Genomic DNA, 10878 nt, shown 5'->3' with positions numbered 1-10878 from the left:
GCTCCCCGACGAGCCTGGCGGCCTGCTGCCCGGGCTGGTCGTCGGGGACACCAGCCGGCTGCCACCGACCGTCGAGGAGGACTTTCGGACCACCGGCATGACACACCTGAACGCGGTGTCCGGCTCGAACGTCGCCATCGTCGTCGGGGCGGTGCTGCTGCTGGCCCGCTGGGCCCGGGCCGGTCCCCGGACGGCCGCCGGGCTCTGCGTGCTGGCCCTGGTCGGGTTCGTCATCCTGGTCCGCCCGTCTCCGAGCGTGGTCCGTGCCGCGGCGATGGGCGCGATCGGGCTGGCCGCGCTCGCCGCCGGCCGGTCCCGGGCCGCGCTGCCCGCCCTCGCCGCCGCCGTCACCGTGCTGGTGCTGGTCGACCCCGAACTGGCCGGCGACGCCGGGTTCACGCTGTCGGTGTGCGCCACCGGCGGGCTGTTGCTGCTCGCCCCCGGGTGGCGGGACGCGCTGCGCCGTCGGGGCGTACCGCCGGGGCTGGCCGAGGCCCTGGCCGTGCCGGCCGCCGCGCAACTCGCCTGCGGTCCGGTGATCGCCGGTCTCTCGGGGACGGTGAGCCTGGTCGCGGTGCCGGCGAACCTGCTGGCCGTGCCGGCCGTCGCACCCGCCACCGTGCTCGGGGTGGCCGCGGCCGTGGTGTCGCCAGTCTGGCCGGCGGGTGCCGAGTTCGCCGCCTGGCTGGCGAGCTGGCCGGCCCGGTGGCTGGTGCTGGTGGCCGGGCAGGGCGCGCGACTGCCCGCCGGGGCGCTGCCCTGGCCGGGTGGGGTGAGCGGAGCCCTGCTGCTCGCGGCACTGTCCGTGGCGTTGCTGTTGGCCATCCGGCGGCCGCTGCTGCGCCGGCTGGTCGCGGTCGGCGTGGTCGCGGTGGTGCTCGGCACACTGCCCGTGCGGCTGCTGGCCCCCGGCTGGCCCCCGCCGGGCTGGGTGGTGGTGGCCTGCGCGGTGGGGCAGGGGGACGCCGTCGTGCTGCCGGTGGCCGCCGGTAGGGCGGTGGTGGTCGATGCCGGCCCGGAACCGTCCGGCGTGGACGGGTGCCTGCGCCGGCTCGGCGTACGGGAGGTGCCGTTGCTGGTGGTCAGCCACTTCCACGCCGACCATGTGGGCGGGATCGCCGGGGTGTTCCGGGGCCGGCGGGTGGTGGAGGTGGTGACCCCGGAGTGGGCCGAGCCACCCTTCGGCGTCGCCCAGGTACGGCAGGCCGCGCGCGGTGGCGGCGCCGCGCTGCGTACCGTGCCGGTGGGCTGGCGCTGGCGGGCCGGGGGAGCGGACCTGGCCGCCCTCGGGCCGCCGTACCCGCTGCGGGGCAGCCGGTCGGACCCGAACAACAACTCCCTGGTGCTGACGGCGACCGTGGCCGGGGTACGGATCCTGCTGGCCGGCGATGCCGAGACCGAGGAGCAGCGGGCGCTGCTGGAGGCGGGGCCGCCCGACCGTCTCCGGGCCGACGTGCTCAAGGTCGCCCACCACGGGTCGGCGTATCAGGATCCCGAGTTCCTCGCCACGGTCCGGCCCGCCGTCGCGCTGGTGTCGGTGGGGGTGGGCAACGACTACGGGCATCCGAACGAGGGTCTGCTGGACCGGCTGCGCCGGGGCGGCGCCCGGGTGCTGCGGACCGACACGTCGGGCGACGTGGCCGCAGTACGCGCCGGGCAGGGGCTGGCGGTGGTGGCCCGGGGCCTCGGACCGGGACGCCGGGCGGCCGCACCGAAGGCCGACAGATTCGCGGGGATAACAGGTGGATCGAATCGAATGTCTGGATTCGCGCTGACTGCGGGCTGCGCCGTCACAGTCCTCGATGACCAGGCACGATCCGGTCGGAGCGCGTGCGAGTATGGGCGACGTGACCCCCGCCAGCCTGCCCCCTATTCTGCTCGTTCTCGGCGACGAGGAGCTGCTCGCCACGCGAGCGGTCACCGAAGCCGTCGCCCGGGCCCGCGACGTCGACCCCGACGTGGACGTCCGGGAGTACCAGGCCGGCTCCCTGACGGTGGGCGAGATCGCCGAGATGCTCAGCCCGTCGCTCTTCGGCGGCCGGCGGGTGCTCGTGCTCCGGTCCGGCCAGGACGCCCGCAAGGACCTGGCCGCCGCGCTGCTGGACTACGCGAAGAACCCGGACCCGGAGGTGCAGCTCGTGGTGCTGCACCTGGGCGCGGCGAAGGGGAAGGCGTTCGCCGACGGGCTGCGTGCGGCGGGCGCGACCGTCGTGCCGGCGGCCAAGCTCAAGGGGCATCGGGAGCGGGTGGCCTTCGTCCGGGACGAGATCCGCCGAAACGGGGGCAGGTGTACCGAGGACGCGGCCGAGGCGCTCATCGCCGCCGTCGGCACCGACCTGCGGGAGCTGGCCGCCGCCTGCTCGCAGCTCGTCGCGGACACCGACGGGAGGATCGGGGCGGACACGGTGGCCCGCTACTACAAGGGGCGGGTCGAGGTGACCGGCTTCACGGTCGCCGACGCGACGATGGTCGGTGACGTTCCCGGCGCCCTGGAGGCGCTGCGCTGGGCGCTGCACGTCGGCGTCGACCCGGTGCCGATCGCCGACGCGCTCGCCGACGGGGTCCGTACGGTGGCTCGGGTCGCCTCCGCCGGGCGGGGCAGCCCGTACCAGCTCGCCAGCAGTCTGGGCATGCCGGCGTGGAAGATCGAGCGGGCGCAGCGGCAGGGGCGCGGCTGGACGCCGGAGGGCCTGGTCGAGGCGATGCGGGCGGCCGCCGAGTGCAACGCGGCGGTCAAGGGCGGAGCCGACGACCGGGCGTACGCGCTGGAGCGGGCGGTGTTCTCCGTCGCGGCGGCCCGGCAGGGCGGCACCCGGTGACCCGATCCCAGTCCTGGGCGACCGTGCCGACGGATGACGAGCGGTACCGGCCGCTCTACGCCCGGGTGCTGGGCTTGCGCTTCGTCAACCCGGGCGGGGTGCTCTGCTTCCTCTTCTTCGAGGGGTCGGTGGCGCTCGCCGTGCTGCTCGCCCTCGCCGAGCTGGTCAGCTGGTGGGCGGTACTGGTCCTGCCGGCAGTCGTGGCGGCGATGGTCAAGCTCAACGACGTGGTCGCCGAGATGGTGATCCGCACTGCGGCGCAGGTGCCCGAACAGGAACGGGACCGCTTCCGTCGGCAGATGGAGCCGGCTGTCGGGCGGGCCCGGGTGCCCTCGACGGCCCAGGCCCTGCCCGGCGGAGTGCTCGCCCAGGGCCCGGTGCCGGACGCGGCCCGCCCCGGCGACCCGCCGCGCCACCCCGACCACGGGGAGCGTCGCCCGACCCGACCCCGCCCCGGCCCCTTCCGCTGACCGACCCCGCTCCATCGCTGCTGGGTGCCCACGCTCAGGGCCCGCACAACTTCCCGAAACTGTTGCCTCCCGCCCCGTTGAGGCAGCACTTTTTCGAAAGCTGCGCGGGTGCCGGGGCGGCGGGCAGGGCGGGCCCGGAACGCAGACAGGCGGAAGCCCCGGGGGCATCGCCCCGGGGCTTCCGGTAGGTCTGAGGGCGCTCGTCAGGCCGAGAACGAGGCGACGCGCTTGGCGATCGCCGACTTCCGGTTGGCCGCCTGGTTGGCGTGGATGACGCCCTTGCTGGCAGCCTTGTCCAGCTTGCGGGCGGCGTCCCGCATGAGGGCGGTGGCCTTCTCGGTGTCGCCGGCCTCGGCAGCCTCGTGGAACTTCCGGACGGCGGTCTTCAGCGACGACTTGACCGACTTGTTACGCAGCCGGCGCTTCTCGTTCTGCCGGTTGCGCTTGATCTGGGACTTGATGTTCGCCACGCGACAGCCTCGTCTTGATAGCTCGGGTTGGTCTGCTTACGTGCACGACGAGCATGCGTCATCGCCGCGCGAAAAGCCAGGTTACCAGGTCGGCCGGGACGAGCCAAAACGGCTCCGTTGGGGCTCCACTCCACGTGCGGAATGTCGCGGTATTCCTGGCCGGCCGATACCGCGACGTGCGGAACCTCGGGTGGATCAAGCGGACGGTGCCCAGCCCTGCCGGGCGGCCAGCCAGCCGAGCGCCTGCTCGCCGCTCCACCGCTGGTGCACCCGCAGGTGCGGGGACGCCGTCGACGGTCCGGCCGCCGCGCTGGTCAGGAAGTAGCCGGCGAGTGCGGCGAGCGTCACGTCCAGAGCGTCGTCCGGGGCGTCGGCCGCCGCCGGGTGATCGGCGAAGGCCGCGTCCACGTCCAGGCCGCTGGCGTACCCGGTGAGCAGCAGGGTGACCAGGTCGAACCAGGCCGGCCCGTGGCAGAGCCAGGTCCAGTCGCAGAACCAGGCCCGGCCGTCGGCGTCCAGCAGCAGGTTGTCCACCCGCAGGTCGCCGTGGGCCAGCCCGCCGGTGGCCGCGTACCCGGGCAGGCGGGACTCCAGTGCGGCCAGTTCGGGCAGCGGGGCCCAGGCCGGCAGCTCGGGCGTCGGCTCGCGGCCGGCGGCCACCTCGCCCCAGCGAAGGATGTCGTCGCGGGCCAGGTCGGCGAGGCGGGGCAGCCCGAGCGCGACCAGCTCCACGGGCGGGTCGGCGAGCGCGGCCGCCACCTCGGCGTAGCCGGCGAGGGCGGCGTCCAGCTCGGCCTGATCCCAGGGCAGCCGGGGGGTCCGCCCGTCGATGGCGGTCAGGGCCAGCGCGTACCAGCCGGCCTCGGTGAGCGCCCAGCGCGGGCGGGGAACCGGCAGGGCGGCGGGGAGCCGGGCCAGGATCAGCGCCTCGTGGAAATACCAGTCGGCCAGGTGCCGCTGCCCGTCCAGCGCCGCCGCCTTCATGAAGATTTGATCGCCGTCGGGACCGGTCAGCACCGCGGCGAAGCCCCGGGTGAAGCCGGCGCCCGCCACCCGGACCGCCGCCGGGGGACCGCCGAGCCGACCGGCGATCGCGTCGCGCAGCCCGCCGGGCAGCGCGGCCCAGTCGGGTCGTACGGCCGTCGCGTCGTACGGCACCGGGGGCAGCGAGATCGGGCGCACCCGTCCCATGGTGCCCTGTCGGTTCTCCCCGAACCGGTCAGCGGCCATTGACCTACGGGATTGCGGGGGTCACGGGAGAGGCCCGACGGGCCCCCGGTTGGCCAGGATGGTCGACGGCGCCGGTTCGTGCAGTTGTCGCCGCAGGTCCGCGTTGCGGCGGGAGTCGATCAGGGTGACGGTGGCGCTGGTCACGGCCAGCATGGCCAACTCCCAGGGCGGAGGCAGTGGGCTGGTGATCGGCACGAGCGCCGCTGTGAGCAGGATCCCGACGATCCGAACCCAGCGGATCTCGCGCCGGATGCGCCACCAGAAGGCCTGGTTGGCCACGAGGTAGACGATGACCCCGGCGAAGAGGGTTGCGTGCCCGACCGGTGTGTCCGCTGGTCCTGACGGGTGGGCGACCAGTTCGAGGTGCTTGTGCAGGCCGAAGGCGAGCAACATCAGGCCGGCGATCATGGGCAGGTGCAGGTAGGCGTAGGCGTCGCGGGCCAGCGCCGCGCGCTGGTCGCCGGTCGCGGCTTGCACGGCCCGGTATCCGGCGACGGCGTCGATGTGGAAGTACGCCCACCACAGGCTGGCCAGCAGGATCATGCTGACCGCCAGGGCGCCGATGACCGGCCAGGAAATCGGGCGGTGGTACACGCCGACGCCGGCCGAGATGATCACTTCGCCCAGTGCGATGAGGATGATCAGCAGGTAGCGTTCGGTCCAGTGTTTCGCCGAGCTCACTTGCCAGAGCCGGCAGTCGGCAAGGTAGCCGCCGGCGAGTTCGAGGGCGATGGCGGCGAGCCAGAGGATCGCCACGAGCGGGGCGAGTTCGGCGTGGCCGTGTGGTCGCGGGGTGATCAGCGCGGCACCGAGCAGCAGCACCAGGGCCGTTGCGGCCGGGATGCTGGCCCGTAGCGCCTGTGCGCGTGGTGCGGCTTGCCTGCGGACGATCCGCCGGTACGCGACCACCTGCAGCACGCGCAGCGGGACGTAACAGGTGACAACGATCAAGGGACCGGGCAGGCCACCCGGCACATACTCGAACGCCTGCGGCGTGGCGATACCGATCAGCAGGGCCAGTGCCACGATCAGCAGGACGCTCAACCGGGCGGTGACGGACTCGCTGCGCAGCCAGTTGCCGAGCAGTGCGTGTTCGCGCCAGGCGACCCACAACAGGATGAGCACCGCCAGGCCCTGGGCGATCCCGGCCGCGGACGGTTGCCGAGCGATCAGGACGCTGACCTGAATGAACGCGTAGACGAAGACCAGGTCGAGGAAGAGCTCCTTCGGCGCGACCCCGGTGGCGGCAGCCCGGGCCGCCGCCGGCGCGACCAGCTCGTGCAAGGCGCGGTGACGCCGACGGAACACGGTCAGATCGGCCAGCACCATGCTGGTGAGGACGGCGGCGAGCAGTCCCACTGCAGACACCACCGGCAGTTGGACGGCGACCGGCACCAGGGCGATGACCAGGACGATCGTCAGCAGCGGGCTGCGGCCCAGCAGGCGGATGGTGTGGCGCTCGAGGGCCACGAGGCCGAGCAGATAGAGCAGGACGCCGCCGTAGAGAACGAGGACGCTCAGGGTGTCCCACCGATGGGCGGTGGCGGGCTCGACCGAACTCAACGCGCGCTTGAGTCCGAGCGCGAGCAGGACGAGCCCGAGGATCAGCGGCAGATGCCAGCGCCCGTACGCGTCGCGGCCGAATCGGGTCCGGGTCGCTGCCGGGTGCCGCTCCAACGCCTGCGCGGCGGCGAGCCCGGCGATGTCGAAGTAGCGCCACCACAGCACTGCCACGATGAGGAGGCCCAGCACCGAGCCGACGACCACCGCCCAGGTGATCGGCGGCCCGCCCGCCAGGCCGCGACTGGTGCCGATGGAGATGATCGTCTCGCCGAGGGCGATGAGCACGAGCAGCCGGTGCCGCTCGGTCCAGTGCGCCACGGACACGATCTGCCAGTTGGCGGTGGTGAGCCCACGCCGGGCGGAGAAGTCGACGACCGCGGCGCAGAGGAACAGCGCTATCCGGACGATGCCCCCGTTCACGCTCGCGGGCAGGTGATGGGGCAGCACCGCGCCGCAGAGCAGAAGGAAACCGCTGCCGCACAACGGCAGCAGTGCGCGTGCGGCTGGTCCAGGCGCCCGCGGGGTGTCCCGGGTGGCGTAGATCAGGATCAGTATCGCGCCGAGCCGGGCCAGCACGAAGGCGACCACGAAGATGAGCGGCCCGAACAGCCCTCCAGGCCGGTCGATGAACGTCACCGGCGCGGCGATCCCGAGCAGCAGCACGACCACGGCGACCCCGAAGACGACCGGCGGCATGATCCCCCGGTCCAGCCGCACCATGTTGCCGAGTAGCAGGTATCCGACCCAGCACCGGACGAGCAGCAGGACCACGAGCACACCTTCGAGGAGCCCCTCGGGTCCGAACCGATCCTCCATGAGGTTCGTCGTGGCGAAGAACGCGTACACGAAGACCAGGTCGAGGAAGAGCTCCAACCGGGTCACCCCGACGCCCTCAGCGGCGAGCTCGACCTGCCCGGAGAACGGTGCGGGATGCCGCCCCGGATCCGGTCGCCCACCGCTCCTGATCACGTCATCCACTCTGTCAACCGGTTGGCGGCCTGGCCGGCGGGTTCGGGAAGCCTGCCCGGGGTGGTCGGGACGTCCGGCAGCCACGCCACCGCCGCGCGGGCCGGTAGCCGGTCCCCGTCGGTCCGCTCTGCCAGACTGGCGAGCCATGAGGACCGACGAGTTCTGGCAGCTGATCGACCGGGCCCGCGCCGGCGCCGGGGGAGAGCCTGAGGCGGTCGCCGCCCGCGCGGTCGCCCTGCTCGCCGAGCGGGACCCGGCGGAGATCGTCGGGTACGCCCAGCACCAGCGGCGGGTGCTCTCGGCCTCCTACCGGGTCGACCTCTGGGGGGCGGCGTACCTGATCAACGGTGGTGCCTCGGACGACGGCTTCGAGTACTTCCGCGGCTGGTTGATGACCCAGGGCCGGGCGGTGTTCGCGCGCGCGGTGGGCGACCCCGACTCGCTCGCCGAGCTGCCCCAGGTCCGGGCCGCCGCGCTCAGCGGCGAGGAGTTCGAGTGCGAGGACATGCTGGCGGTGCCCTGGGAGGCGTACCGGAAGGCCACCGCGACCGACCTGCCGGCGGAGCGGGACCCGGTCCCGGTGCCCGACCTGAACGACTTCTGGGACTTCGACGACGAGGAGGAGGCACGGCGGCGGCTGCCCCGGCTCGCCGCCCTCTTCGCCGAGCCGCCGCAGGAGTGACGGGGGAGGACCGGCTTCCCGCGCGGCGTGGGAGCATAGAGGGGGCCGGCGGCACGCCGGCCCGCTCACGTCAGCCGACCAGAACGGACCGCTGTGCCACCGACGCTCGATCCCGGCGCGAACGCTCCTGGTGCCACCGACCCGGCGCGCATCAGGAACTTCTGCATCATCGCCCACATCGACCACGGGAAGTCGACCCTGGCCGACCGGATGTTGCAGCTCACCGGCGTGGTCGACCCCCGGCAGATGCGCGCCCAGTACCTCGACCGGATGGACATCGAGCGCGAGCGCGGCATCACCATCAAGAGCCAGGCCGTCCGCATGCCGTGGACCATCCGGGAGGGCGGCCGGGCCGGCGAGTCCGCCGTGCTGAACATGATCGACACCCCGGGGCACGTCGACTTCACCTACGAGGTGTCCCGGTCGCTCGCCGCCTGTGAGGGTGCGATCCTGCTGGTCGACGCCGCGCAGGGCATCGAGGCGCAGACTCTGGCCAACCTCTATCTGGCGCTCGAGAACGACCTGCGCATCATCCCGGTGCTCAACAAGATCGATCTGCCGGCCGCCCAGCCGGAGAAGTACGCCGAGGAACTGGCCCACCTGATCGGCGGCGACCCGGCGGACTGCATCAAGGTCTCCGGCAAGACCGGCGAGGGTGTGCCGCACCTGCTGGACGAGATCGTCCGGCAGTTCGTGCCGCCGGTCGGCGAGGCCGACGCCCCGGCCCGCGCGATGATCTTCGACTCCGTGTACGACGTCTACCGCGGCGTGGTCACCTACGTCCGGGTGATCGACGGCAAGATCGAGGCCCGGGACCGGATCAAGATGATGTCCACCGGCGCCGTGCACGAGCTGCTGGAGATCGGTGTCATCTCGCCCGAGATGGTGAAGGCCGACGCGCTCGGCGTCGGTGAGGTGGGTTACCTGATCACCGGCGTGAAGGACGTACGCCAGTCCCGGGTCGGCGACACGGTCACCATCAACTCCCGGCCGGCCAGCGAGGCGCTCGGCGGCTACAAGGACCCGAAGCCGATGGTCTACTCCGGCCTCTATCCGATCGACGGGTCCGACTACCCGAACCTCCGCGAGGCGCTGGACAAGCTCAAGCTGAACGACGCCGCGCTGGTCTACGAGCCGGAGACCTCGGGGGCGCTCGGCTTCGGCTTCCGCTGCGGCTTCCTCGGCCTGCTGCACCTGGAGATCATCCGGGAGCGGCTGGAGCGGGAGTTCAACCTCGACCTGATCTCCACCGCACCGAACGTGGTCTACCGGGCGATCACCGAGGACGGCCAGGAGATCGTGGTCACCAACCCGAGCGAGTACCCGACCGGCAAGATCGCCGAGGTGTACGAGCCGACGGTGCGGGCCACCGTGCTCACCCCGAACGACTACGTCGGTGCGGTGATGGAGCTGTGCCAGGGCCGCCGGGGCAGCCTGCTCGGCATGGACTACCTCTCCGCCGACCGGGTGGAACTGCGCTACAGCCTTCCCCTCGCGGAGATCATCTTCGACTTCTTCGACCAGTTGAAGAGCCGCACCAAGGGGTACGCCTCACTGGACTACGAGCCCTCCGGCGAGCAGGTGTCCGACCTGGTCAAGGTGGACATCCTGCTGCACGGTGAGCCGGTGGACGCGTTCAGCGCCATCGTGCACAAGGACAAGGCGTACAACTACGGCACCACGATCGCCGCGAAGCTGCGCACCCTGATTCCGCGTCAGCAGTTCGAGGTGCCGATCCAGGCGGCCATCGGCAGCCGGGTGATCGCCCGGGAGACCATCCGCGCCATCCGTAAGGACGTGCTCGCCAAGTGCTACGGCGGTGACATCAGCCGGAAGCGCAAGCTGCTGGAGAAGCAGAAGGAGGGCAAGAAGCGGATGAAGATGGTGGGCCGGGTGGAGGTCCCGCAGGAGGCCTTCATCGCGGCGCTCTCCTCCGAATCCGGGGACGGCAAGGCTCCCGGCAAGAAGTAGGCCCACCCGATCCACTCGACATGCCGTAACCCGAGGCGATCAACTACCAGCGGGCGCTCGACCACCGGTCGGGCGTCCGCTGGCTTGTTGTGACGTCGTCCCGGGATGACTGCTTTCGATGCGAGAAGCGGCCGGCCGGGTGCGGGCTTTCGGAGTGAAAGCGCTGCTGGCGGCCCGTTCGCCGGGATTGGTGGGCGAAGTCGGTTTGGCGTTTCCGCCGGTAGGGAATTTAGCGGTCGCGACAGCGAACACACGACCCCCGTGTGACACGTCTTTGAGGAGGAGGACGACCATGACCGTGACGGGCATCATCACCGCGATCATCGTTGGTCTGATCGTCGGCGCTCTGGGCCGCCTGGTCGTTCCGGGCCGCCAGAACATGCCGATCTGGCTGCACATGCTGATCGGCGTGGGTGCCGCGCTGCTCGGCACCGTGCTGGCCCGGGCCCTGGGCATCGCGACCGAGACCGCGGGTATCGACTGGATGGAGCTGCTGGTGCAGGTCGTGCTGGCAGCCATCGCCGTGGCCCTGGTGTCCGGCGTCGGCCGCCGGCGCAGCGTCTCGCGCTACTGACGCAACAATTTCGATACGCTCGCGGGCGCCCGACCTCATGGTCGGGCGCCCGCCGGCTGCTGCGCCACCTGTCGTGAACTGCCCGGATATCACCCCTGCCGCCCGGCCCTCGGGCTGCGATACGGTCGCC

At 72.3% G+C, this 10878-nt stretch carries 8 protein-coding genes and 1 pseudogene; 6 read left to right on the top strand and 3 right to left on the bottom strand.

Annotation, left to right across the window (positions count from 1 at the left end; all coding sequences use genetic code 11):
* From ONA70_RS08395 to ONA70_RS08385, 3 genes and pseudogenes are all read left to right on the top strand, one after another.
* A pseudogene (locus ONA70_RS08395) lies at window positions 1–1696 on the top strand (ComEC/Rec2 family competence protein); the annotation flags it as partial.
* Window positions 1697–1838: 142 nt separating this feature from the next.
* Window positions 1839–2819, top strand: a complete 981-nt coding sequence (gene holA / locus ONA70_RS08390) for a DNA polymerase III subunit delta (RefSeq protein ID WP_265005767.1) — start codon at window positions 1839–1841, stop codon at window positions 2817–2819.
* Window positions 2816–3289, top strand: coding sequence for a hypothetical protein (locus ONA70_RS08385; protein WP_265005766.1), 474 nt, complete (start codon window positions 2816–2818; stop codon window positions 3287–3289). Before holA ends, ONA70_RS08385 begins: the two co-directional genes overlap by 4 nt.
* Window positions 3290–3492: 203 nt before the next feature.
* On the opposite strand, the gene rpsT is transcribed toward ONA70_RS08385, so the two are convergent.
* The 3 genes from rpsT to ONA70_RS08370 all read right to left on the bottom strand — a co-directional run bounded on the left by rpsT (window position 3493) and on the right by ONA70_RS08370 (window position 7521).
* Complete coding sequence (gene rpsT / locus ONA70_RS08380; RefSeq protein ID WP_265005765.1) at window positions 3493–3759, bottom strand: 30S ribosomal protein S20; 267 nt, start codon at window positions 3757–3759, stop codon at window positions 3493–3495.
* A gap of 195 nt (window positions 3760–3954) precedes the next feature.
* Window positions 3955–4989: a phosphotransferase family protein gene (locus ONA70_RS08375; RefSeq protein ID WP_406601169.1), complete on the bottom strand. Its 1035-nt coding sequence runs from the start codon at window positions 4987–4989 to the stop codon at window positions 3955–3957.
* 21 nt (window positions 4990–5010) lie between these two features.
* On the bottom strand, window positions 5011–7521 hold the full coding sequence (locus ONA70_RS08370; RefSeq protein WP_265005764.1) for a low temperature requirement protein A: 2511 nt from the start codon (window positions 7519–7521) through the stop codon (window positions 5011–5013).
* A gap of 145 nt (window positions 7522–7666) precedes the next feature.
* Between ONA70_RS08370 and ONA70_RS08365 the strand changes: the two genes are divergently transcribed.
* The 3 genes from ONA70_RS08365 (at window position 7667) to ONA70_RS08355 (ending at window position 10748) form a co-directional block, all read left to right on the top strand.
* Window positions 7667–8203 (top strand): DUF4240 domain-containing protein, encoded by a 537-nt coding sequence (locus tag ONA70_RS08365; RefSeq protein ID WP_265005763.1) that lies wholly within the window; start codon window positions 7667–7669, stop codon window positions 8201–8203.
* Between the two features lie 93 nt (window positions 8204–8296).
* A complete protein-coding gene (gene lepA, locus ONA70_RS08360) occupies window positions 8297–10174 on the top strand; it encodes a translation elongation factor 4 (RefSeq protein ID WP_265005762.1) in 1878 nt (625 codons plus the stop codon).
* Between the two features lie 292 nt (window positions 10175–10466).
* The gene (locus ONA70_RS08355; RefSeq protein ID WP_265005761.1) at window positions 10467–10748 is read left to right on the top strand and encodes a GlsB/YeaQ/YmgE family stress response membrane protein; all 282 of its coding nucleotides are present in this window, start codon (window positions 10467–10469) and stop codon (window positions 10746–10748) included.
* The last annotated feature ends 130 nt before the right edge of the window (window positions 10749–10878 follow it).

Origin of the sequence: Micromonospora yasonensis (genome assembly GCF_026013475.1) — a bacterium.
Classification (GTDB): Bacteria; Actinomycetota; Actinomycetes; order Mycobacteriales; family Micromonosporaceae; genus Micromonospora; species Micromonospora yasonensis.
This window is presented reverse-complemented; position numbering and strand designations above follow the sequence as displayed.

Excerpts from the sequence above, each read along its gene's own strand:
- holA (WP_265005767.1), top strand. The coding sequence starts at position 1,839 with ATGGGCGACGTGACCCCCGCCAGCCTGCCCCCTATTCTGCTCGTTCTC.
- ONA70_RS08375 (WP_406601169.1), bottom strand. The coding sequence starts at position 4,989 with ATGGCCGCTGACCGGTTCGGGGAGAACCGACAGGGCACCATGGGACGG.
- ONA70_RS08365 (WP_265005763.1), top strand. The coding sequence starts at position 7,667 with ATGAGGACCGACGAGTTCTGGCAGCTGATCGACCGGGCCCGCGCCGGC.
- ONA70_RS08355 (WP_265005761.1), top strand. The coding sequence starts at position 10,467 with ATGACCGTGACGGGCATCATCACCGCGATCATCGTTGGTCTGATCGTC.